Genomic DNA, 23,218 nt, shown 5'->3' with positions numbered 1-23,218 from the left:
CGGGAAGGGCCCGCGCGGGCGAGCCTCGAACGAGGGCTGAGGTCGAAGTCCGGTCGCACCCGAGGCTCGATGATCGGCACTTCCTGGTCAGGTCGGCACGACGACGATCAGGGCCCTGTGCCGCAGGCATCGGCGCCGCGAACGGGCGGTCCGCAGGCGACCGACGGTTGGGCCCGTCGGTTGCCGGCACTATATCGTCCCTGAGCCCGGACATTCGCCCCACAGACGAGGGCGGGATCAGGATACAGGAAACGCAGGTCGAGAACGGACGCCGGACACGCCATGAACGCCATCTTCCCGACCCCGGACACCGCCGACAGTCAGCGTCTCCTGAGTCCCGAGGAGCTGGAGGCGGCCCTGCGCGATATCGGCGCGCGCCGCTACCACAACCTGCACCCGTTCCACCGGCTGCTGCACGACGGCAAGCTGTCGAAGGATCAGGTCCGGGCCTGGGCCCTGAATCGCTACTACTACCAGGCGATGATCCCGGTGAAGGACGCGGCCGTGCTGGCCCGCATGACCGACGCGTCGCTGCGGCGGATCTGGCGCCAGCGCATCGTCGACCACGACGGCGACCACGAGGGTGACGGCGGCATCGAGCGCTGGCTCAAGCTGGCGGAGGGCGTCGGCTTCGACCGCGACTACGTCCTGTCCACCCGCGGCATCCTCTCGGCCACGAAGTTCTCGGTGGAGGCCTACGTCCACTTCGTCTCCGAGCGGACGCTCCTGGAGGCGATCGCCTCCTCGCTGACCGAGATGTTCTCGCCGACGATCATCTCCGAGCGCGTGGCCGGGATGCTGAAGAACTACGACTTCATCACCAAGGACACGCTGGCCTACTTCGACAAGCGCCTGACCCAGGCGCCGCGGGATGCGGACTTCGCCCTGGACTACGTCAAGCAGCACGCCACGACCCCGGAGCTGCAGCGGCAGGCGATGGCGGCGCTGACGTTCAAGTGCACCGTGCTCTGGACGCAGCTCGACGCCCTGTACTTCGCCTATGTCGCCCCCGGCATGGTCCCCCCGGACGCCTGGCAGCCCGGCGAGGGTCTCGTGTCCGAGGCGTCCCAGGCCAAGCCGGGCGCGTCCGGCGGTAAGATGGCGGCCGGCGATCGCCCGCGGCTGCCGCGCGGCGTTCGGCTGCGCAACGACGAGACCCGTGGGAAGTGGGTCCTGCTCGCCCCCGAGCGCACCTTCGATCTCGACGACAACGCCGTCGCGGTCCTCAAGCTGGTGGACGGCGCGCGCAGCGTGTCCGACATCGCGGACGAGCTGGGCAAGACCTACGCGGCCGATCCGCGCGCCATCGAGGCGGACATCCTGGTGATGCTCGACGGCCTCGCGGAGAAACGGGTTCTCGAGCGATGAACGCGCCGACGCCGAACCGCCCCGATGCGCCGGCACCGGTCGGTCTGCTCGCCGAGCTGACCCACCGCTGCCCGCTGCGCTGCCCGTACTGCTCGAACCCGCTGGAGCTCGACCGCCGGTCGGGCGAGCTCGACACGCAGACTTGGCAGCGCGTCCTCGGGGAGGCCGCGGCGCTCGGCGTCCTGCACGTGCACCTGTCCGGCGGAGAGCCGACCGCCCGCAACGACATCGTCGAGATCACCAAGACCTGCGCCGATCTCGGCCTGTACTCCAACCTGATCACCTCCGGCGTCGGCGGGGCGCTGGCGAAGCTCCAGGCGCTCTACGACGTCGGGCTCGACCACGTGCAGCTGTCGGTGCAGGGCGTCGACGCGCAGAACGCCGAGAAGATCGGCGGCCTGAAGAACGCGCAGCCGCAGAAGTTCGAGTTCGCCGCCAAGGTGGTCGAACTCGGCCTGCCCCTCACGCTGAATTCGGTGATTCACCGCGGCAACATCCACGAGGTGGCGGGCTTCATCGATCTCGCGGTGAAGATGGGCGCCAAGCGGCTCGAGGTGGCGCACACGCAGTATTACGGCTGGGCCTACGTCAACCGCGCCGCCCTGATGCCCGACAAGGCGCAGGTCGACGAGTCGATCCGGATCGTCGAGGCGGCCCGCGAGCGCCTGAAGGGCCAGCTCGTCATCGACCTCGTCGTGCCCGACTACTACGCGAAGTACCCGAAGGCCTGCGCGGGCGGCTGGGGCCGCAAGCTCATGAACGTCACGCCGCAGGGCAAGGTTCTGCCGTGCCACGCGGCTGAGACGATCCCGGGGCTGGAATTCTGGAACGTCAACGACCACGCCCTCGGCGAGATCTGGCGCGACTCCCCCGCCTTCACGGCCTATCGCGGCACGGACTGGATGAAGGAGCCCTGCCGATCCTGCGACCGGCGCGAGAAGGACTGGGGCGGCTGCCGCTGCCAAGCGCTCGCGCTCGCGGGCGACGCGGCCGCCACGGATCCGGCCTGCTCGCTCTCGCCGCTCCACGCCAAGGTGCGGGCGCTGGCCACCGAGGAGGCGGCCGAGAACCCGCCCGACTACGTCTACCGGACGATCGGCAGCAACGTCCGGTCGCCGCTCAAGGAGGAAGTGAACTCGTGAGAAGTCTTGTCGTGAGGAGCCTCGCGGCGACGTCGGTCGCGCTGGTTCTGGCCGCGCTGCCGGCCCTCGCCGAGGACGCGCCGAAGCCCGCCACCGTCACCCAGGCGAACGCCGCCGCCCCGCCCTCCGCGGCGGATCTGCTGTTCGACCAGCCGCACATGAAGAACACGGCGCCGGGCTCGACGCTGACCTACGATTACCTGCGTCGCTCTGGGATCTCGAAGGGCCCGTTCGGGGCGCCGCTGGAGGACACGGTTCAGCTCAAGGTGACGCCCGGGAAGAGCGCCGAGGGCCGCGACATCAGCGTCGTGATGTTCTCCGGGCTGAACCGGATGCCGGCCGGCCCGTTCGAGGACATGTCGGGTAATCCGGTCGTCTCGCTGTTCCTGGAGAACCACCTGCGCGCCGTCGCGAAGGTGCTGGAGGCGAACCCGCGCTACCTCAAGCTCGCGATCCGCAAGGGCCTGCGCGAGAAGGCGACCGTGACGCCAACCAAAGTGGATATCGGCGGCCGCGAGGTCGACGGCTGGCGCGTGGTCACGAAGCCGTTCGCGGGCGACGCGATGGCGCAGCGCATGCGCGGCATGGACGACATGACCTATACCTTCGTCACCGCCCCCTCGGTCCCGGGCGAGATCGTCTCGATCGAGGCGTCGTCGAAGAGCCCGGACGGGGGCGAACTGCTCGAGGAGAAGCTGAGCTATGATCAGAAGGCTGGCTGAACGGGGCGCGCTGGCCGCCCTCGCCCTGACGCTGTCGGGCCTGGCCGGCTGGGCCGCCGAGGAGAACGACTACCCGACCGACGCGCGGGTCGACTACGTGTTCGGCTGCATGGCCGCCAACGGCCAGACCCGCGAGAGCCTGCAGAAATGCTCGTGCTCGCTGGATCAGCTCGCCGCGATCCTGCCGTACGATAAGTACGTCCAGGCGAGCACGGTGCTCTCGATGCGACAGGGGATCGGCAACCGGGCGAACGAGTTCAAGTCGACCAAGATCTTCGACGACAAGGTCGCGGAGCTGCGCCGCGCCCAGGCCGAGGCCGAGATCCGCTGCTATCGCGGCTGAATCGAACGGCGAGGCCGGCGTTGCGCCGGCCTCCCGATTCGCGCACACCGGCTCCCGAACCGCGTTCGTGAACGGGACCCGCCTGTGACCCCCTCCTCCCGCCTGTCCGACCTGCTGCCCGCCCTCGGCGGCCGCACGCTGGTCATGGGCATCCTCAACGTCACGCCCGATTCCTTCTCGGATGGCGGCCTCTTCGCCGGGGAGGCCGAGGCGGTGACCCAGGCCGAACGGCTGGTCGCTGAGGGGGCGGCGATCCTCGACGTCGGGGGGGAATCGACGCGGCCCGGCCACGTTCCTGTCCCCGCCGAGGAGGAGCAGGCCCGCGTCGTGCCGGTCATCCGGGCCGTGGCGCCGCGGCTGCCGGTGCCGATCTCCATCGACACCTACAAGGCCTCGACCGCGCGCGTCGCGCTGGAGGCGGGCGCGCGGATCGTCAACGACGTCTGGGGCCTCCAGCGCGAGCCCGACATCGCCACCGTGGCGGCCGCGCACGGCGCACCGGTCATCATCATGCACAACCGCGAGACGATCGAGCCGGATCTCGATATCGTCGCCGACATGCTGGCCTTCTTCGAGCGGTCGCTGGCGATCGCCCACCGCGCGGGTCTCGCCGATTCGGAGATCGTGCTCGACCCGGGGGTCGGCTTCGGCAAGACCTGGAATCAGCATCTCGAGGCGCTGCGCCGGCTGCCCGAGATCCGCGCCCTCGGATTCCCGGTCCTGGTCGGCGTGTCCCGCAAGTCGCTCCTCGGACGCCTGCACGACCGTGAAACCCGTCCGGCGGATCGCCTGCACGGATCCATCGCCGCCCACGCCGTCGCGGCCACCCTCGGGGCCGACATCGTGCGCGTGCACGACGTCGCGGCGCATATCGACGCGATGCGCGTCGTCGACGCCGTGATGCGGCCGGAGGCGCGCTGAGCATGGCGGGCGACCTGATCCGCGTCACCCGGATCGCCGTGTTCGGCCGGCACGGCGTGCTGGCCGAGGAGGCGGTGCTCGGCCAGCGATTCTACATCTCCCTGGAAGCCGAACTCGATCTCGGCCCGGCGGGACGCTCCGACGACGTGGCCGGCACGGTGAGCTACGCGGATCTCACGGCGGTGGCCGTCGAGATCGCCACCGCGCGCCGGTTCAACCTGATCGAGGCCCTGGCCGAGACGATCGCGGCGGAGATCCTCGCGCGCTTCGCGCGCGTCGCGGCGATCACCGTGCAGGTCGACAAGCCGAGCGCGCCCGTCCCCGCCATCCTGGACAGCGTCGGCGTCGCGATCACGCGCCGCCGCGGGGCGAGCCGATGAGGGCGTATCTCGGCATCGGCAGCAATGTCGGCGACATGGCCGCGATGCTCGACCGCGCGGTCACCGGCCTCGCGGCGATCCCGGGCATCGACGTCGTGGCGCGCTCGGCCGACTATCGGACGCCGCCCTGGGGCAAGACCGATCAGCCGTGGTTCCTCAACGGCGCCGTGGCGGTGGAGACGGAGCTGGATCCACACGGCCTGCTCGACGCCTGTCTGCGGGTGGAGCACGACCTCGGCCGGATCCGCGAGGAGCGCTGGGGGCCGCGGGTGATCGACATCGATGTCCTGGCCTACGAAGGTGCCAGCATCGACGACGCTCGCCTCGTGCTGCCGCACCGCTACGTGCGCGAGCGGGCCTTCGTGCTGGTTCCCCTGGCCGAGATCGCGCCGGACCTCGTCATCGGCGGCGAGCGCGTGGTGGATGCCCTGGCGAAGCTCGACCGGACCGGCATCGCGCGCGCCTGACCGCGGCCCGCGGCGGCGCGTCAGCGCTCGCCGGGGGCGACGAGCTTGTTCTCTTCCTCGTCGAGGAGCGGCACGTCGTAGTCGCGCAGGACCTTGTCGATGTCGGCCTTGCGCTTGCGCAGGATGGTGTTCAGCGAGCGCTTCCAGTCGTTCTCGCCGATCCGGACGCCCATGGCGATCCGGTACGCCATCGGCGGGCGCTCCGGCTCCTTCAGCAGCGGCACCACGTTCATGGGCGTGCCGGACTGCTTGGCGAGCCAGCCGGCGGCCGGCCCCCAGAGTACCGCCGCGTCGATCTCCTTGGCGGCCAGCGCCGCGATGATCTCCGCGCTGACCGTCTGGTACTTCCGCGACGGATCGAGCTGGTAGGGCGCGTAGGCCTTCATGGCCGAGACGAGGCCGACTTCGCCCATCCGGTTGACGGGCGGCGTCCCGGCGATCACGCCGATGCTCTTGCCCTTCAGGCGCGGGTCGTCGAGGGCCGTCACGCCATCGAGCTCACCGGCGCGGGTGACCAGCGTGTAGGCGGAGCGGTAGTAGGGATTGGTGGTCTGGACGAGGTCGCTGCCGAAGGCCTGGCCCATGATGACGTCGCAGAGGCCGGTTCCGAGCGTGTTGCGCACGAAGCCGGGTCCCTGGGTCAACCAGTAATAGCGGACCTTGATCTTCAGTTCGTCGGCGATGATCGCCGCGATCTTGTTTTCGAAGCCGTCCTCCTTGCGTTCGGAGAACGGCATGTTGCCCGGATCACCGCAGACGCGCAGCACGTCCGTGGTGACGGTATCCGGCAGATGCTGGGCGAGAGCCCCCTGCGCCCCGGTCAGTGTCAGGGCGCAGAGAATGGCGATCCGGGCAAGAGACGACATCAGCCGCCCATGCATTCCTTCTCCGCCTTCTTGGCGGTGTCAGGCTTGTCCTCGTGCTCCGAGGGACGGATACGCCCGATCGCTCCGGCGGCGCGCGCCTTGAGGTAGACGTAGAGGTCGTCCGAGTAGCACATGACGTTCTTGTTGTCGCCGAAGGCAGGCATGACCTTCTGCTCGGCGGCGTTCACGTCCTGCTTGCCGCCCGCCAGGATGCCGATGAACTCCTCGTAGGAGAGGTGCTTCAGCGAGTCCTTGAGCGCCGGCGCGTAGGTCGAGCCCATGCCGTCCGGACCGTGGCAGACGTGGCACTCGGCGTGATACCGGCGGTAGCCCGAATACGTGTACCAGTCGAGCATCTTGCCGTCCTGGGTCACGTGGAACGTCGGGTGGCCTTCGGCATCGAAATACTTGCCGTCGTCGACCTTCACGGCAGCATCCTGCTTCAGCAGCTTGGGATCCTGCTCGGCGGTCTTGTCGTTCGCGTTCAGCGAATTGGCGAGCTTGGGGTCGGCAGGCTTGGCATCCTCAGCATGTACGGCAACCGTCGAGACGGTCGCTAGGGCGAGGGCGGCGATAACCGGCCGCGTTACGATCTTGCTGAGGTTGAGCAACGCATGTGTCTCCCTGGATCGAGGCTCTTCGTCTCCCTCCGAGCCGCAGCCTCTTGCGAGAAAGTCTAATCACAAGGGTGCCGGCGCGGGAACCCGCGCCGGCACCGTTTTTCACGTCAAACCCTGCGGCCGATTAGTTCGGCAGGGCGAAGACCGTCAGCTGACCGCCGAGGTTGGTGTACTGCGACAGAGCCGCGTAGCCGCCCACCGCGCCGAGACCGGCATTCGGGTCGGTCAGGCCGGCCGCGAGGCCGATGCCGGCCCAGCCGCCGACGCCCGACAGGACGCCCACGTACTGCTTGCCCTTGTGCTGGTAGGTCATCACGTTGCCGATGATGCCCGACGGGGTCTTGAACTTGAACAGCTCCTTGCCGGTCTTGTCGTCGACCGCCTTCAGGTAGCCCTCAAGCGTGCCGTAGAACACGACGTCGCCAGCGGTGGCCAGAGCACCGGACCACACCGAGAACTGCTCGGGGTTGGACCACTTGATCTTGCCGTTGACGCCGTCCCACGCGATGAAGTTGCCCATGCCGCCGTGCGAGTTCGGGGCCGGGTACATCGAGAGGGTCGCACCGACGTAGGGCTGGCCCGGGGTGTAGGTCACCCGGAACGGCTCGTAGTCCATGCAGACGTGGTTGGTGGGCACGTAGAACAGGTTGGTCTTCGGCGAGAAGGCCGCAGGCTGCTGATCCTTGGTGCCCAGCGCCGCCGGGCAGATGCCCTTGGAGTTGGTGTCCTCACCGTTCTGCTCGGTCGAGTACTTCGACACGACCAGCGGACGGCCGTAGTTCTTCGAGCCCTTGTCCATGTCGACCTTGGTCGCCCAGTTGACGGCCGGGTCGAACTTCTCGGCGACCAGCAGCTCGCCCGTGGCGCGGTTCAGCGTGTAGCCGAAGCCGTTACGGTCGAAGTGCGTCAGGAGCGGCTGCTCCTTGCCGTCGATCTTCTGATCCGTGAGGATCATCTCGTTGATGCCGTCATAGTCCCACTCGTCGTGGGGGGTCATCTGGTAGACCCACTTGGCCATGCCGGTGTCCGGGTTACGCGCCCAGATGGTCATGGACCACTTGTTGTCGCCCGGACGCTGCTTGGGGTTCCAGGTCGAGGGGTTGCCCGAGCCGTAGTACATCAGGTCGAGCTTGGGGTCGTACGAGAACCAGCCCCAGGTGCAGCCGCCGCCGGTCTTCCACTGATCGCCTTCCCAGGTCTTCAGCGAGGAGTCCTTGCCGATCGGCTTGCCGAGCGAGGTGGTCTTCTCCGGGTCGACGATCAGCTGATCGTCCGGGCCCTCGGAGTAGCCGCGCCACACCTTCTTGCCGGTCTTCAGGTCGTAGGCGGTGACGTGGCACTGCACGCCGAACTCGCCGCCCGAGATGCCGACGATGACCTTGTCCTTGACCGGCAGAACCGTCGCGGTGTTGGTCTCGCCCTTCTTCGGGTCGCCGTTCACGACCGACCAGTTGACCTTGCCGGTCTTGGCGTCGAGCGACACGAGGGTGGTGTCGGCCTGATGCAGGAGGATGGCGCCGTCGGCGTAGGCCAGGCCACGGTTGACCGTGTCACAGCACATGACCGGGATCACGGACGGATCCTGCTTCGGCTCGTACTTCCAGAGGATCTTCGCCTCGTGGTCGAGGTCGAGGGCATACACGATGTTCGGGAACGGCGTGTGCACGTACATCACGTTGCCGACGACGAGCGGCGAGCCCTCGTGGCCGCGCAGCACGCCGGTCGAGAACGTCCAGGCGACCTGCAGGTCCTTGACGTTCTTGGCGTTGATCTGGTCGAGCTTCGAGTAACGCGTATTCGCGTAGTCCACCGTCTGAAGAACCTGTTCCGCCGGGTTGGCGATGCCCTTCATGACGCTTTCATTGGCCAGCGCCGGCGCGGCGACGGCCGCGACACCTGCGCCGAGCGCAAGGAGATGTACCGCTCTCATGGGTTCCTCCGACAAGTCTTGAGAGTTCTCGCGGCGCGCGACGAGAGTGGCGTCGCTCGGACTCCGACCTGACTGTTTGCGACAGGGATGGACGCCTCGGTAGCGGGCATAGTGGACTTCGAGGAGATCTACTGATCCCCTAGCCAGGAACCGCCATCCCTGAGGCGGCTCCCTCGAAACCGAGGCTTGCCCGGACCTTAAGAGATTTTTGAGCGCCGTCAACTCGCTGTTCCGCGCCTGTGGGCACACGGTGAAAGCTTCTTTTAGGGTGACACGGGCCCCGCCGATGTCATGCTTTTGCGAAAAGAAATGTTGCGACGCACAAGCGTTCTTCGGTCGTCTCGCCCCGATCTCACGGGCACGTGTGCGTGTCCCATGCAGACCTTGCACACGAACGAGCTTTGCTGGGCCTGAGCATGCGTCGTCCGCGCGGACGAGGGTCGCAGGGGCATCGGGCGCCCGCGGCGGAGGCCCCCCGCTTGACCGCACTGCGAGACGCTTCGGTGGCTATTCGTTGCCGAATTTTCCCAAAACCCGGCCGTGCGCCCAGTCGCCGCATCCGATTTTTTTGAGGATCCCCTCCCGTTCGGTGGGGTTCGCGCGCGACAAATTGCCGAATCGTCCCGTTCTCAAGAATCGCTGCCGGGACGCGCGCATTGATCCGTGACGCCGTCCGGGATTCCGCAGAAGGTCCCCGGCGGCGTCAGAGCGCCCCGACCGGCCCGGTGCTCTCGAAGTCGGCGACGTCGCCGATCAGATCGGTCACGGAGATGTTGAGGCGACGGCCGCTGGACAGACGGAGTTGGGCATCCGGCTCGAGCCAGACCGGTCGCAGGCCCGCGTAGCTGCCGTAGAGGTTGCCGTAGGCGACGACGCCGCCCTCGCGCCGCTCGATGACAACCCGGTAGCGGACGCGCACGGACTCGCACCCTTCAGCCGATACGAGACCGCGCCCGGTCAGCGTCTTCAAAATCTCGTTCGGCTCGAACATACGCGGGACGCAGGGCGGGATTAAGCGGCAATCCAATTGCCATTTAATCCCGGACCTGCGGCGAGTCACGCCCGACCGCGGAGTTTGTGCCGTCAGCGTCGCCCCGGCGTCATCCGTTCGCGTCGGCGCCGGCGGCCGCGGGCTCGGCCTCGAGAGGGCGGACCACGATCCGGCCCGACTCGACCGACAGCGCCAGCCGGCCCTGCTTCAGCGCCAGCGCCTTCTCCCCGAACAGCGTCCGACGCCACCCCTGCAGCGCCGGTACCTCGGCGGCATCGTCGTCAGCGACGGCTTCCAGGTCGTCGACCGTGGCGATGATCTTGGGCGCGACGCCCTCGGCCTCGCAGACCGCCTTCAGCAGGACCTTCAGCAGTTCGACGATCGCGCCGTTGCCGCCGCTCCGCCGCACGCGCTCGGGCATCCGGACGGCGCTGGTGTCGCGGGCGAGGCCGCGCTCGACGGCGGCGACGATGTCGGCGCCCGTCCGGGACCGCTCGAAGCCCGCCGGGATCGTCCGCAGGCGCCCGAGCGCCTCGGCGCTCCGCGGCGCCGCCGACGCGATGTCGATGACCGCCTCATCCTTCAGGACGCGCCCGCGCGGGACGTTGCGCGTCTGCGCCTCGCTCTCGCGCCAGGCCGCCACCTCCATCAGCACGGCGATCTCGCGCGGCTTGCGCATCCGGCCGGAGAGGCGGCGCCACGCCTGGGCGGGATCGGCGCGGTAGGTCTCCGGCGAGGTCAGCACCGCCATCTCCTCGTCGAGCCACGCGCCGCGGTCTGTCCGCAGCAACTCGGCGACGAGGACCTCGTAGATCTTCACCAAGTGGGTGACGTCGGACAGCGCGTAGGTCAGCTGCGCCTCCGACAGCGGCCGCCGAGACCAGTCGGTGAAGCGGGACGACTTGTCGATCTTGGCCTTGGCGACGTCGTTGACGAGCTGCTCGTACGAGACGGAGTCGCCGTAGCCGCAGACCATGGCGGCGACCTGCGTGTCGAAGAACGGGTGCGGCAGGATCCCGCCGATCAGCCAGATGATCTCCAGGTCCTGACGGGCGGAATGGAACACCTTGACGGTGCGCTCGTCGGCCATGAGCGCGATGAACGGATCCAGGTCGATCCCGGGCGCCAGAGGGTCGACCAGGACGGCGGTCCCGTCCGGTGCCGCCATCTGGATCAGGCAGAGTTTCGGATAATACGTCGTCTCACGCATGAACTCCGTGTCGACGGTCACGAAGGGCTGCTCGGCGAGACGTGTGCAGATCTGGCGCAGCGCGTCAGTGGTGGTGATCAGGTCCATGCACCGGCTATACGCAACCGCGGCGGACATGGGGAGACGCGGCTTCGCAGGTCCCCATCTTTCGCGCTTTCACGCGCGGCTCGGCGACCGCGGTCACGCCACGGCCGCGACCGCCGCCTTCCGGCGCGCCCGGGCCTGCCGGCGGATCCGCAGCGCGTCGGCACGGCGCTGCGCCTCGGCGCGGCCCAGCAGGCGGTCGAGGATGCCGGTCTCGATGCGCTCGCCGGTGGCCCGATCGACGAGACGCCGGATCCGGTCGACGCGGAACCCGCGATAGCCGCCGCGCCGGGCGTCGATGCCGCCGAGCAGCGTCCGGCCGGGACCGAGCCTGAGCTCGCGCGCGTCGAGGGACCGGTTGCTCCAGGCCCCGGTCGCGTCCTCGTAGACGAGGTCGAAACGGCCCTCGAGGGGCAGCGTCCGCCACCCGGCGGGGACGCGTTCGGGCGCCGGCTTCGCGGGCCGCTCCAGATCGAAAAAGACGTTGTCGTTCATGGAGTTCATATGGGGATCGGGAGCCTCTTCCGGTAGGCCGGCGGGCGAGTCGCGCGCGGCTTTCGGCGCCGTTCTGCGCGCCCCGCGCTTGACTTGGGGGGCCTCGCGTGAATGGTGCCGGCCTTCCCACAGAAGAAGCCCGTCATGCACCGTTACCGTTCCCACACCTGCGGGGCGCTCCGCCCGTCCGACGTCGGGCAGAGTGTCCGCCTCTCCGGCTGGTGCCACCGCATCCGCGACCACGGGGGCGTGCTGTTCGTGGATCTGCGGGACCATTACGGCCTGACGCAGTGCGTGATCGATTCCGATTCCCCGGCCTTCAAGGCCGCCGAGACCGTCCGCTCGGAATGGGTCGTGCGGATCGACGGCCGCGTCCGCACGCGACCGGCCGGTACCGAGAATGCCGAGCTGCCGACCGGCGCGGTCGAGGTCTACATCGACGACCTCGAGGTGCTGGGTCCGGCCGGCGAGCTGCCGCTGCCGGTCTTCGGCGACCTCGAGTACCCGGAGGAGACGCGGCTCCGGTACCGCTTCCTCGACCTGCGCCGGGAGAAGCTGCACGCCAACATCATGAAGCGCGGCGCGATCATCGACTCGCTCCGCCGCCGGATGCGCGAGGGCGGCTTCTTCGAGTTCCAGACGCCGATCCTGACCGCGTCGAGCCCGGAAGGCGCGCGCGACTACCTCGTGCCGTCGCGGGTCCATCCCGGCAAGTTCTACGCGCTCCCGCAGGCGCCGCAGCAGTTCAAGCAGCTGACGATGATCGCGGGCTTCGACCGCTACTTCCAGATCGCGCCCTGCTTCCGCGACGAGGATGCCCGCGCCGACCGGTCGCCGGGCGAGTTCTACCAGCTCGACATCGAGATGAGCTTCGTCACCCAGGAGGACGTGTTCCAGGCGGTGGAACCGGTGCTGCGCGGCGTGTTCGAGGAGTTCGCCGAGGGCAAGCGCGTCACCAAGGAATTCCCGCGGATCACCTACGCGGACTCGATGCTGAAGTACGGCGTCGACAAGCCGGATCTGCGCAATCCGCTGATCATCGCCGACGTCACCGACCTGTTCGCCCGCGAGGACGTGGCCTTCAAGGCGTTCAAGGGCGTGATCGCTTCCGGCGGTGTGGTCCGGGCGATCCCGGCGACCGGTGCGGCGGCGCAGTCGCGCTCGTTCTTCGACAAGCTCAACGACTGGGCCCGTTCGGAGGGCGCGCCGGGGCTCGGCTATGTCGTGTTCGAGGAGGAGAACGGGCAGCTCACCGGCAAGGGGCCGATCGCCAAGTTCATCCCGGCCGAGGTCCAGGCGCTGATCGCCGAGCGGGCCGGTGCCAAGGCGGGCGACGCGGTGTTCTTCTCGGCCGGCGCTGAGGGCAAGGCGGCCGGCCTCGCCGGCAAGGCGCGCATCCGCATCGGCGACGAGCTAGGCCTCTGCGACAAGGACCAGTACGCCTTCTGCTGGATCACCGACTTCCCGATGTACGAGTGGAGCGAGGAAGAGAAGCGGATCGACTTCTCCCACAACCCGTTCTCGATGCCGAACATCGACCGCGAGGCGTTCCTGGCGCTCGACCTCGACGCGCTCTCCAGCGAGGACGAGAACGGCGCGAACACCAAGCGGATCCTGGACATCAAGGCGTTCCAGTACGACATCGTCTGCAACGGCGTGGAGCTGTCGTCGGGCGCGATCCGCAACCACCGTCCGGACGTGATGGAGAAGGCCTTCGCGATCGCCGGCTACGGCCACGAGGTCCTGGAGCAGAAGTTCGGCGGCATGCTGAACGCCCTGCGCATGGGCGCTCCGCCGCACGGCGGCATCGCGCCGGGTGTGGACCGCATCGTCATGCTCCTGTGCAACGAGCCGAACATCCGCGAGGTGGTGCTGTTCCCGATGAACCAGCGCGCCGAGGACCTGATGATGGGCGCGCCCTCCGAGGCGACGCCCAAGCAGCTGCGCGAGCTGCACATCCGGCTCAACCTGCCCGAGAAGAAGGCCTGAGGCGGCGCGAACCGCCGCCCGGTGCCGAGTCTCGTCGCGATCGTCGTCGCGCATGACAGCGCCGACGTGCTGCCCGGCTGCCTCGCGGCGCTGGCCGGGCAGCATGTGCCGGCGATCGTGGTCGACAATGCCAGCCGGGACGCCTCCGCGTCCGTCGCGGAGGCCGCGGGCGCCCAGGTGATCCGCAACGCCCGCAACGAGGGCTACGGTCGCGCCAACAACCGGGGCGTCCGCGCGGCCGAGACGGCGGAGCACGTCCTCATCGTCAACCCGGACGTCGTGCTGCGGCCGGGCGCCGTTGACGCCCTGCTGGAGGCGGCCCGATCCTGGCCGGACGCGGGCCTGCTCGCCCCGCGCCTCGTCGAGCCCGACGGGCGCTTCTTCTTCCAGGCGCGGTCCCTGCTCGCGACCTACCTGACCAATCCCGCCGGCCGGCTCGCGCTCCCGCAGGGCGATGCCTGCGCGCCGTTCCTCTCCGGGGCCTGCTTGCTGATGCCGCGCGCCCTGTTCCTCGACCTCGGCGGCTTCGACGAGAACATCTTCCTGTTCTACGAGGACGACGACCTGTGCCGGCGCGTGGCCGATCGCGGTCGTGCGCTGATCCATGTTCACCGCGCCGAAGCGCTGCACGGGCGCGGCCGGTCGTCGGCGCCCGAGCCGGGACGGGTGTTTCGCGCGCGCTGGCATCAGGCGTGGTCGCGCGCCTATGTCAGCCGGAAATACGGCCTCGCGGACCCAAGCCTCGCCGCGCTGGCGGCCAATGTGCCGAAGGCGCTGCTGTCCGGGCTGGTCCTGCGTCGGGCGGGACTGGAGCGCTACGGCGGCTCGGCCGCCGGCGCCCTCGCCTTCCTGCGGGGCCGGACCGCGCTGGCCCGCGAGGGGCTGACCGGATGAGCGCGCCGACGATCGCGACCGCGCTGGAACGCGGGCGCAACGGCTTTACCGGCTTGCGGCTGCTGCTGGCTCTCGCCGTCGTGGTGTCCCACGCGTTCAGCGTCGCGACCGGCGCGGCCGGCGACGAGCCCCTCGCCCGGCTCACCGGCTACACGCTGGGCGAGCACGCGGTGAACGGCTTCTTCGCCGTCTCGGGATTCCTGGTCACGATGAGCTGCGACCGCCGCGGCATCCGGGACTACGCCCTCGCCCGGACCTTGCGAATCCTGCCCGGATTGGTCGCCGCGACCCTCGTTGTGTCGCTGGGTCTCGGGGCGGCGCTGACGCGCCTGCCGGTCGCCGAGTACCTGCGCGATCCGGCCTTATGGTCGTTCATCCGCGGGACGCTGACGACCTTCAAGAGCAACGCCGCCCTCCCCGGCGTCTTCGAAGCCAATCCCTACCGGGCGCCGCTCGGCACGGTCTGGACGCTGAAATACGAGGTGCTGTGCTACCTCGGCGTTCTCGTGGCCGCCCTGTCCGGCCTGCTCCGGCGCCGGTGGTCGGCCCCCCTGATCGTGGCCGGACTGGCACTCGCCCTGTCGATCGCCTGCGGCCTCCGCGGTCCCGACCTGCCCAAGGGCACCGAGACGGCGCTGCGCCTGCCGCTGATCTTCGCGGCCGGCGCGTGCCTCTACCTGTGGCGCGACCGCCTGCGGGTCTCGGCCGCCGCCCTCGCCTGTCTGGTCTTCGGCGCCTTCGCCCTCGCGCGAACGCCGGCCTACCCGGCCCTGCTGTTCCTCGCCGAGGCCTACGGCGTGGTCTGGCTAGCCCTCTGCCCCCTCGCGCGCGGCCTGTGCGACCCGTCGGCCGATCTCTCCTACGGGATCTATCTCTACGGCTGGCCGATCCAGCAGAGCTTGAACGCGCTGTGGCCCGCTGCCTCCGGACCCGCGCTCCTGGCGCCGGCCCTCGCCCTCACCCTGCCGGTCGCGGCCCTGTCCTGGTACGGGGTCGAGCGGCCGGCCCTGGCGCTCAAGGCGCGGGCGCTCGGGCGGCGCCGCCTCGGCACGATCGAGCCGGCCGGCCCATGACCGCCGACAGCTCGCTCCCGCCGCTCGAGGCGCTGGGGCTCGCGGCGCGGATGCTGCAGGCGCAGGGCTTCGCGATCGTCGCCCGGAACGAGCGCGGCGACAGCCTGTACCTGCGGCGACCGGACTGCGCCTGGCACCTGCGCGTCTCGAACCACGCGCGCACCGCCAAGCAGCGTGCCCGCCGCTCCGACATCCTCGCGAGCCTCGTCATCGACGGGCCGCGCTCGCCGGATCGGGTCGGGAAGCTCGTCCGGGAGGCCGTCCGGAACTTCGAGGCCGCGCTGGCGCGGGTGGCGGATCAGGCGTCCGCGGCGGGGTCGCGGAAATAGGGCTCCACGGTGCCCTTCAGCTTCACCGTCATCGGATTGCCGGCCCGGTCGAGAGCCTTGCCGGCCGAGAGCCGGACCCAGCCCTCGCTCACGCAGTACTCCTCGACGTTGGTCTTCTCGACGCCCTTGAACCGGACACCGACCCCGCGCTCCAGCACCTTCTCGTCGTAGAACGGGCTGTTCGGGTTGGAGGCGAGGCGGTCAGGGGGGGTGTCGGTCATCGTCCGGATCTCGGATGGTCTTCGTGATGTGCCCCGCCGGTACGGGAAACCGCGCCGGCGCGCAACGCCGCGAGCAGGTCCGTGATCCGCCCGCTCTGGAGCAGCGGCACGAGCCGCGTCACCGCATCGTGCGGCAGGTCCCACCACGCCGACCCCACGAGCGCCTCGGCGGTCGCCGCGTCGAAGCGGCGGCGCACGACCCGGGCCGGGTTGCCGGCTACGACGGTGTAGGCCGGCACGTCGCGGGTCACCACGGCGCGGGCGGCCACCACGGCGCCGTGGCCGACCGTCACGCCCGACAGGATCATGCAGCCTGATCCCAGCCAGACATCGTTGCCGATCACCACGTCGCCCCGGGAGGCGTGGTAATCCTCCGGCGCTTCGGCGTCCGGGAACAGGCCGCGCATCGCGGCGAACGGGTAGGTCGACGCCCAGTCGAGGCGATGATCGCCGCCGAGCAGGATCTCGACCTTGTCGGCGATGGAACAATAGCGGCCGATCGTCAGCCGCCGTCCGCTCTCCGGGAAGCGGACTTTTGGACGCCCGTACGAATAAGCGCCTATGGAGAAGCCGTAGGTCCTCGCCAGCTTGGCAAGGTGGATCCGGGTCTCGTTGTGCGGGTTGCGCCCCCTGCGCAGCCGGTGCAACAGACCGGTCATGACGCGAGCCTGCGCGATGCGCGGCCGCGTCGTCCTCGGTGAAGAAGGTGAGCGGGAGCGTGGGCGATGGCCGATAACATGTCCGAGGACCTCAAGGCCGGGGCGCTCGTCTACCACCGCCTGCCCAAGCCCGGGAAGCTGGAGATCCAGGCGACCAAGCCGCTCGGCAACCAGCGCGACCTCGCCCTGGCCTACTCGCCCGGCGTCGCCGCCGCCTGCATGGCGATCCACGACGACCCGCAGCAGGCCGCCGAGCTCACGATCCGCCAGAACCTCGTGGCGGTGCTCTCCAACGGCACGGCCGTGCTGGGCCTGGGCGATATCGGCCCGCTGGCCTCGAAGCCCGTGATGGAGGGCAAGGCCGTCCTGTTCAAGAAATTCGCCGGCATCGACGTCTTCGACATCGAGGTCGACCAGAAGGACGTGTCCAAGCTCGTCGACGTGGTCTGCGCCCTCGAGCCGACCTTCGGCGGCATCAACCTGGAGGACATCAAGGCGCCCGAGTGCTTCGAGGTCGAGGAGCAGTGCCGGGCCCGGATGAACATCCCGGTTTTCCACGACGATCAGCACGGCACAGCGATCATCGTGGCGGCGGCCGTCCTCAACGGCCTGGAACTCGCCGGCAAGAACCTGTCCGACGTCCGGATCGTCACGTCCGGTGCCGGCGCGGCGGCCCTCGCCTGCCTCAACCTGCTCGTGTCGCTCGGCGCGACCCGCGAGAACATCACGGTCACCGACATCAAGGGCGTCGTCTACAAGGGCCGCCCCGAGCTGATGGACCGCTGGAAGGACGTCTACGCGCAGGAGACCGACAAGCGGACGCTCGCCGAGGTGATCCCGGGGGCGGACGTGTTCATCGGCCTGTCGGCCGGCGGCGTGCTCAAGCCCGAGTACCTGAAGGAGATGGCCGAGAAGCCGCTGATCATGGCGCTCGCCAACCCCTATCCGGAGATCATGCCGGACCTGGCCGAGAAGGAGCGGCCTGACGCGATGATCTGCACCGGCCGGTCGGACTTCCCGAACCAGGTCAACAACGTCCTGTGCTTCCCCTACATCTTCCGCGGCGCGCTCGATGTCGGGGCCCACAAGATCAACGAGGAGATGAAGAAGGCGGCCGTGAAGGCGATCGCGGGCCTGGCCCACGAGACGACCTCCGACGTGGTCGCCCGCGCCTACGGCGGCGAGGCCCGGCCGTTCGGGCCGAAATCCCTGATCCCGAGCCCGTTCGACCCGCGCCTGATCCTGCGCATCGCCCCGGCCGTGGCCAAGGCCGCGATGGATTCGGGCGTCGCCGGCCGGCCGCTCCCGGATCTCGACGCCTACGTCGAGAGCCTCGACCGGTTCGTGCACCGGTCCGGCCTGATCATGAAGCCCCTGTTCTCGAAGGCGAAGGCCGAGCCCAAGCGCGTGATCTACGCCGAGGGCGAGGACGAGCGCGTGCTCCGCGCCGTCCAGGCGATCGTCGAGGACAAGGTCGCCTTCCCGATCCTGGTCGGCCGGCCGCGGGTCGTGGAGACCCGGCTGAAGCGCTTCGGCCTGTCGATCGAGCACGGCCGCGACTTCGAGCTGATCGATCCCGAGGACGATCCCCGCTACCGCGCCTACGTGCAGACCTATCTGGAGGTGGCGGGTCGCCGGGGCATCACCCCCGACGCGGCGCGCACCCTGGTGCGCACCAACAGCACGGTGATCGGCGCCATCGCGGTCCGCCGCGGCGAGGCCGACGCACTGATCTGCGGCCTCGAGGGCCGGTTCGAGACGCGGCTGCGCATCATCCGCGACGTGATCGGGCTCGCCCCCGGCGTGGAGCAGTGCGCCGCGATGAGCCTCGTCGTGACGCATAACGGCGCCTACTTCCTGGCCGACACCCACGTCCGCCAGAACCCGACCGCCGAGGAGATCGCCGACGTGGCGCAGGCCTGCGCCAGCCATGTCAGCCGCTTCGGGATGACGCCGAAGATCGCGCTGCTCAGCCACTCGGATTTCGGCCAGTCGGATTCGCCCTCCGCGATGAAGATGCGCGACGCCCTCGCGCTCCTGCACGCGCGGGATCCCGAGCTGCAGGTCGACGGCGAGATGCAGGCGGATTCGGCCCTCAACGAGATGGTGCGCGAGCGCGTGCTGCCCGGCTCCCGCCTCAAGGGCGCGGCCAACGTCCTGATCTTCCCGAACCTCGACGCGGCCAACATCGCCTTCCAGTTCGCGAAGGTGCTGGCGGACGCCCTGCCGGTCGGCCCGCTCCTGATCGGTCCGGCCAAGCCCGCCCACATCCTGACGCCGTCGGTGACGGCGCGCGGCATCGTCAATGTCACGGCCGCCGCCGTGGTCGAGGCCCAGGCGGACGAGGCCGCCCCGCGAGCCGAGGAGCGCGGTGTCGGCATGATCTCGGAATGAGGCGTGCCCGTCGGCGGCCGCGAGCGTGGCCGTCGATTTGCTTTCCGGTCCCGGTGCCACGAAATCACCGGGAGACGACGCGATGTGCGCGGGCGACGATCCAACCTGCCACGCCTTCGAGGAGCACCGCCGCCGGTTCCGGCGGGATCTGGAGCCTGAGCGGCGCGCCTTCCTGAAGAGCGGCTTCGCGGCGACCGGCGCCGCCGCTGCGGCCCTCGCGGCCGGCGGCCCGTCGCTGGTGAGCCCGGCCCTGGCCCAGGCGAGCGGGGCCAAGATCGCCGCCACGGCGCATTACCACCTGCCGGCGAATGCCGAGACCGTCCACTGGGGCTTCTTCAGCCGCAGCCTCAAGCCCAAGGTCGAGATCGGTTCGGGCGATTTCGTCACGATCGAGACGCTCACGCATCAGGCGAGCGACGACGCCGAGCGGATGATCCAGGGCGATCCGGGCGCCGAGAGTGTCTATCTCTGGACGAAGGACAAGATGGGCGTCTCGCCCCGCGGTGCCGGCGCCATGGACGCCAAGATCGGCCCCGGCGGCGGCCTCGGCGTGCATATCTGCACCGGCCCGGTGGCGATCCGCGGCGCCGAGCCCGGCGATGTCCTGGAGGTGCGCATCCTCGACGTCGCTCCCCGCCCCTGCGCCAATCCCAAGTACAAGGGACTGGCCTTCGGCAGCAACGCGGCGGCGTGGTGGGGCTACCACTACAACGACCTGATCACCGGCGATAAGCCCCGGGAGGTCGTGACCATCTACGAGGTCGACGCCACCGGCGAGCGCGACTGGGCCCGGGCGGTCTACAGTTTCCGCTGGCCGGGCGTCACCGACCCGTTCGGCGTCTCTCACCCGACCATCGACTATCCCGGCCTGCCGGTCGATCATTCCAAGACGCAGAAGACCTTCGAGGTCCTCAAGGGCATCCGTGTGCCGATCCGGCCGCATTTCGGCACGATGGGCGTCGCACCCGCCGAGGCCGACCGGGTCAACACGATCCCGCCGAGCTACACCGGCGGCAACATCGACAACTGGCGGATCGGCAAGGGCGCGACGCTGTACTACCCGGTGGCGGTGCCGGGCGCCCTGTTCTCGGTGGGCGACCCCCACGCCAGCCAGGGCGATTCCGAATTGTGCGGCACCGCGATCGAGTGCTCGCTCACCGGAACCTTCCAGTTCATCCTGCACAAGAAGGCCGACCTGCCCGGCACGCCGCTGGAGGCCCTCGACTTCCCGATGATCGAGACCCGGGACGACTGGGTGCTGTCCGGCTTCAGCTACCCGAACTACCTGCGCGACCTCGGTCCGGACGCCCAGAGCGCGATCTTCCAGAAGTCCTCCATCGACCTCGCCATGCGCGACGCCTTCCGGAAGATGCGCCAGTTCCTGATGCACGCGAAGGGCCTCACCGAGGACGAGGCCATCTCGCTGATGTCGGTGGCGGTCGATTTCGGGATCACGCAGGTCGTGGACGGCAACTGGGGCGTCCACGCCGTGGTCAGGAAGGCGATCTTCTCGGATCGCGTCGCCTGACGTCGGGCCGGATCACGCGGCCTTCGCGGTTCCGGCCATCGTCATCAGGCCGGTGATGACCCGGTAGGTCTCGACCCAGGCCTCCCGGAGTTCCGGAGTGAAGTCCGGGCCGAGCTCCTGTTCCAGCGTCCAGATCAGGGCCGCGCCGACCGGCTCGTAGTGCGCCTGCAGCGCGCCGTAGCCGGCGTGCCGGTCCCCGAGATCGCGCACGGTCGCGACCAGGGCCTCGGGCTTGTCGAGGTTGGACACCGCCAGCGCCAGCATGGCGACGAGCTTCCGCTTCTGCGCGGTCATGTCGTCCGGGAAGAGCGACCGGACCTGCGGCGCGATGTCGAACAGGCGTCCGTAGAACAGGTCCGCCACGGCATCGCCCAGCGTCTGCACCGTCTCGAAACTGTCCCGGACCAGCGCGACCTGCGCGGCGGAGACCGCGTAGGAAACGCGGACGCTCGCCAGAAACCGCCCGACCTCCGCGGTCAGGCGGTCGGACTGGTCCGACAGGGCGGAGGCCGCGTCGAGAACCTGGCCGGCGGCCAGACCGGTGCTCTCGGCCGCCTGCGCGACCCCGGTGATGGTGGTGGTGACCTCGCCGGTGCCGACAGCCGCCTCCCCGACGTTGCGGACGATCTCCTGGGTTGCCGCACCCTGTTCCTCGACGGCCGCCGCGATCGAGGCCGCCACGCCGTTGATCTCGCGGATCCGCGCGGTGATCGCCGCGATGGCCTCCACCGCTTGACCGGTGGAGGCCTGCACCTGCGCGATCTGTCCGGAGATCTCGTCGGTGGCCTTGGCCGTCTGCTCGGCCAGCGCCTTCACCTCGGAAGCCACGACCGCGAAGCCGCGGCCGGCGACGCCCGCGCGCGCTGCCTCGATGGTCGCGTTGAGCGCCAGCAGATTGGTCTGCTCGGCGATCGATGAGATGAGCCCCACGACGGCGCCGATCTTGTTCACGGCGCTGTTCAGGTCCTGCACGCGCGCGGCGGTCCGATCGGCCTCGGCCGCGGCCTGCCGTGCGAGAGCCGCCGAGCCGTCGGCCTGCCGCCCGATCTCCTGCACGGAGGTGCCGAGCTCCTCGGCGGCCGCCGCCACGGTGTTGACGTTGCTGGAGGCTCGTTCGGCGGCGGTCGCGACCGTCGTCGACTGTCCCGCCGTCCGTGTGGCCGTCGCCGTCATCGTCCGCGCCGTGACCTGCAGCGCGGTGGCCGAGGCCGCGACCTGGCCGATCATGCCCCCGACCGCCTGCTCGAACCGTTGCGCCATCTGGCGCAGGCTGTCCCGCCGCTGGTCGTCGGCGTCCAAACGCGCCCGCTCGGCCTCGCCTTCGAGCTCGCGTGTGCGGATCAGATTGTCCCGGAACGCCTGCACGGCCACCATGATCGGCGCGAACTCGTTCCGGTAGGCCTGCACCGGGAGTGCGACGGCGGTCTCACCCCCGGTCAGCGCGCGCATCGCCGTGGCGATGATCCGGATCGGCCGCAATACGCCCTCGAACAGGGCGACGAGACCGAGGCCGACGAGCAGCAGGACGGCCAGCAGCGCCGCGGCGTTGTGCAGGAGAACCCGGTCCGCTGCCGCAGCGAGGGTCTCGGCCCGTCCCACCATCTCGTCGAGGGCGGCATCGGCCAGATCGACGATCGTCATCTGCTCGAGGGTGTTCCGTTTGCGGATGTCCTGGAAGGTGTAGGGGGACGCCCGCTGCTGACTCAGGGCATCGAAGACCGCCCTCGCCGCTTCCGCCGCCTCGCCCTCGAAATTGCTGCGCTTGGCTCTCTCGAACGCCGCGCGCGTGGCGTCCGAGAGTTGGGCTGCGGCCTCGCTGGTGCTCGACCAAGCCGACTGGAGTCGCGCCCGCTCCTCGGCCGCAGCCACGGTCTCGGGCAGCGACCACGACGTTCCGGCGGCCAGCGACGTCTGGACGCGCAGGGCAACGTTGCCGATCGCGACGCGGGTCGACCAGGCTGACCGCTTGAGGACGAGGTAGCGCTGCAGGATCGCGTCGGAGCGCGGAATGGCCGAATCCACGGCATCCGTGGTCGCCGTCAGCGCGTCGAGGAGATCTTGGAAAGCCGCCAGCACGGCGGGTAACAGCGCCGGGTCCCGCTTCGGCTTCGCGACGCGCAGAGCCTCGTCGATGCGGGGGCGGAGCCGGTTCGCGGCGTCCTGCGCCGCGTTCAGCCTCGCCAACGTCGCCGACACGGCGGGCAGATCCTGGTTCTGCAACAGGTCCTGAAGGCTCTTGAAGCCCGCGATCATCGCCTCCCGGTTCACCGCGTAGGCTCTCAGGCCCTCCGCGTCGGCGGCCGCGTCTCCGCCCAAGGCGAGGGCTGCCCCCCGCTCGAGACGCGCTGGGAGGATCGTCTTGAGGAGTTGGCGGCTCGCGCGAGTCAACGTGACCGCAGACTGGGCCTGCTGCGTCTGGTGCCGCGCATCGATCAGAGAATTTCCCGCATATCCCAGTAACATCAGCGCCATTGCGAATATCGTTGTGCACATAGCGGCACGAATTGAGAGATAGCTAAGCAATCTCATTGCGCGAACGCTCCAGCGTGCGAGTTCGGTCAGTTGTCCGGTCGCATCATAGGACGAAGTTCG

Annotated in this window: 22 protein-coding genes; 13 read left to right on the top strand and 9 right to left on the bottom strand. The window is 69.5% G+C overall.

Going from position 1 to position 23,218, the window contains the following annotated elements; translation table 11 throughout:
* The first annotated feature begins 282 nt into the window (after positions 1-282).
* The 7 genes from pqqC (at position 283) to folK (ending at position 5,343) form a co-directional block, all read left to right on the top strand.
* Positions 283-1,368, top strand: coding sequence for a pyrroloquinoline-quinone synthase PqqC (gene pqqC / locus BKE41_RS03500; protein WP_012317524.1), 1,086 nt, complete (start codon positions 283-285; stop codon positions 1,366-1,368).
* Entirely contained in the window at positions 1,365-2,510 is a 1,146-nt protein-coding gene (pqqE, locus tag BKE41_RS03495) for a pyrroloquinoline quinone biosynthesis protein PqqE (RefSeq protein WP_012317523.1), read from the top strand. The genes pqqC and pqqE overlap by 4 nt, the downstream gene beginning before the upstream one ends.
* An 11-nt stretch (positions 2,511-2,521) precedes the next feature.
* Positions 2,522-3,232, top strand: a complete 711-nt coding sequence (locus tag BKE41_RS03490; protein ID WP_041372250.1) for a hypothetical protein — start codon at positions 2,522-2,524, stop codon at positions 3,230-3,232.
* The gene (locus BKE41_RS03485) at positions 3,213-3,575 is read left to right on the top strand and encodes a hypothetical protein (protein WP_012317521.1); all 363 of its coding nucleotides are present in this window, start codon (positions 3,213-3,215) and stop codon (positions 3,573-3,575) included. Before BKE41_RS03490 ends, BKE41_RS03485 begins: the two co-directional genes overlap by 20 nt.
* A gap of 84 nt (positions 3,576-3,659) precedes the next feature.
* Complete coding sequence (folP, locus tag BKE41_RS03480; protein WP_059408473.1) at positions 3,660-4,496, top strand: dihydropteroate synthase; 837 nt, start codon at positions 3,660-3,662, stop codon at positions 4,494-4,496.
* Between the two features lie 2 nt (positions 4,497-4,498).
* Positions 4,499-4,876, top strand: coding sequence for a dihydroneopterin aldolase (folB, locus tag BKE41_RS03475; RefSeq protein WP_058606299.1), 378 nt, complete (start codon positions 4,499-4,501; stop codon positions 4,874-4,876).
* Complete coding sequence (gene folK, locus BKE41_RS03470; protein ID WP_012317518.1) at positions 4,873-5,343, top strand: 2-amino-4-hydroxy-6-hydroxymethyldihydropteridine diphosphokinase; 471 nt, start codon at positions 4,873-4,875, stop codon at positions 5,341-5,343. The genes folB and folK overlap by 4 nt, the downstream gene beginning before the upstream one ends.
* A gap of 20 nt (positions 5,344-5,363) precedes the next feature.
* On the opposite strand, the gene xoxJ is transcribed toward folK, so the two are convergent.
* The 6 genes from xoxJ to BKE41_RS03440 form a co-directional block, all read right to left on the bottom strand.
* Complete coding sequence (xoxJ, locus tag BKE41_RS03465; protein WP_234741296.1) at positions 5,364-6,209, bottom strand: rare earth element methanol dehydrogenase accessory protein XoxJ; 846 nt, start codon at positions 6,207-6,209, stop codon at positions 5,364-5,366.
* Entirely contained in the window at positions 6,209-6,820 is a 612-nt protein-coding gene (locus tag BKE41_RS03460) for a c-type cytochrome, methanol metabolism-related (RefSeq protein ID WP_012317516.1), read from the bottom strand. The genes xoxJ and BKE41_RS03460 overlap by 1 nt, the downstream gene beginning before the upstream one ends.
* A 133-nt stretch (positions 6,821-6,953) precedes the next feature.
* Entirely contained in the window at positions 6,954-8,759 is a 1,806-nt protein-coding gene (gene xoxF1 / locus BKE41_RS03455; protein ID WP_012317515.1) for a lanthanide-dependent methanol dehydrogenase XoxF1, read from the bottom strand.
* A 703-nt stretch (positions 8,760-9,462) separates the two neighbouring features.
* The gene (locus BKE41_RS03450) at positions 9,463-9,678 is read right to left on the bottom strand and encodes a hypothetical protein (protein ID WP_234741295.1); all 216 of its coding nucleotides are present in this window, start codon (positions 9,676-9,678) and stop codon (positions 9,463-9,465) included.
* 181 nt (positions 9,679-9,859) lie between these two features.
* Positions 9,860-11,047, bottom strand: a complete 1,188-nt coding sequence (gene rnd / locus BKE41_RS03445; protein ID WP_012317513.1) for a ribonuclease D — start codon at positions 11,045-11,047, stop codon at positions 9,860-9,862.
* A gap of 93 nt (positions 11,048-11,140) precedes the next feature.
* Positions 11,141-11,539, bottom strand: a complete 399-nt coding sequence (locus BKE41_RS03440; protein ID WP_053620378.1) for a hypothetical protein — start codon at positions 11,537-11,539, stop codon at positions 11,141-11,143.
* A gap of 144 nt (positions 11,540-11,683) precedes the next feature.
* Here BKE41_RS03440 and aspS point away from each other — a divergent pair, with 144 nt between their 5' ends.
* From aspS to BKE41_RS03420, 4 genes are read left to right on the top strand one after another with little or no spacing between them, the layout of a single operon-like run.
* Entirely contained in the window at positions 11,684-13,528 is a 1,845-nt protein-coding gene (gene aspS / locus BKE41_RS03435; protein ID WP_029358375.1) for an aspartate--tRNA ligase, read from the top strand.
* Between the two features lie 21 nt (positions 13,529-13,549).
* Positions 13,550-14,422 (top strand): glycosyltransferase family 2 protein, encoded by an 873-nt coding sequence (locus tag BKE41_RS03430; protein WP_070998526.1) that lies wholly within the window; start codon positions 13,550-13,552, stop codon positions 14,420-14,422.
* Positions 14,419-15,495: an acyltransferase gene (locus BKE41_RS03425; RefSeq protein WP_070998525.1), complete on the top strand. Its 1,077-nt coding sequence runs from the start codon at positions 14,419-14,421 to the stop codon at positions 15,493-15,495. Before BKE41_RS03430 ends, BKE41_RS03425 begins: the two co-directional genes overlap by 4 nt.
* On the top strand, positions 15,492-15,824 hold the full coding sequence (locus BKE41_RS03420) for a hypothetical protein (protein ID WP_024831100.1): 333 nt from the start codon (positions 15,492-15,494) through the stop codon (positions 15,822-15,824). The genes BKE41_RS03425 and BKE41_RS03420 overlap by 4 nt, the downstream gene beginning before the upstream one ends.
* Here BKE41_RS03420 and BKE41_RS03415 read toward each other — a convergent pair.
* Positions 15,794-16,045 carry a DUF3297 family protein gene (locus tag BKE41_RS03415; protein ID WP_020091812.1) on the bottom strand — a complete coding sequence of 84 codons (252 nt, stop codon included), beginning with the start codon at positions 16,043-16,045 and terminating at the stop codon, positions 15,794-15,796. The two genes, BKE41_RS03420 and BKE41_RS03415, sit on opposite strands and share 31 nt — an antisense overlap.
* Positions 16,042-16,704 (bottom strand): CatB-related O-acetyltransferase, encoded by a 663-nt coding sequence (locus tag BKE41_RS03410; RefSeq protein WP_182177515.1) that lies wholly within the window; start codon positions 16,702-16,704, stop codon positions 16,042-16,044. The genes BKE41_RS03415 and BKE41_RS03410 overlap by 4 nt, the downstream gene beginning before the upstream one ends.
* A gap of 66 nt (positions 16,705-16,770) precedes the next feature.
* Between BKE41_RS03410 and BKE41_RS03405 the strand changes: the two genes are divergently transcribed.
* Together BKE41_RS03405 and BKE41_RS03400 are read left to right on the top strand one after the other, a co-directional pair.
* Positions 16,771-19,098 carry an NADP-dependent malic enzyme gene (locus BKE41_RS03405; RefSeq protein WP_012317505.1) on the top strand — a complete coding sequence of 776 codons (2,328 nt, stop codon included), beginning with the start codon at positions 16,771-16,773 and terminating at the stop codon, positions 19,096-19,098.
* An 82-nt stretch (positions 19,099-19,180) separates the two neighbouring features.
* Entirely contained in the window at positions 19,181-20,626 is a 1,446-nt protein-coding gene (locus BKE41_RS03400; RefSeq protein WP_012317504.1) for an acetamidase/formamidase family protein, read from the top strand.
* Positions 20,627-20,638: 12 nt separating this feature from the next.
* On the opposite strand, the gene BKE41_RS03395 is transcribed toward BKE41_RS03400, so the two are convergent.
* Positions 20,639-23,155 carry a methyl-accepting chemotaxis protein gene (locus tag BKE41_RS03395; protein WP_058606301.1) on the bottom strand — a complete coding sequence of 839 codons (2,517 nt, stop codon included), beginning with the start codon at positions 23,153-23,155 and terminating at the stop codon, positions 20,639-20,641.
* Positions 23,156-23,218 lie beyond the last annotated feature (63 nt).

Source organism: Methylobacterium sp. C1 (genome assembly GCF_001854385.1).
GTDB classification, from domain to species: domain Bacteria; phylum Pseudomonadota; class Alphaproteobacteria; order Rhizobiales; family Beijerinckiaceae; genus Methylobacterium; species Methylobacterium radiotolerans.
The sequence above is the reverse complement of the archived record's forward strand: the minus strand, read 5'-3'. Positions and strand labels throughout refer to the sequence as shown.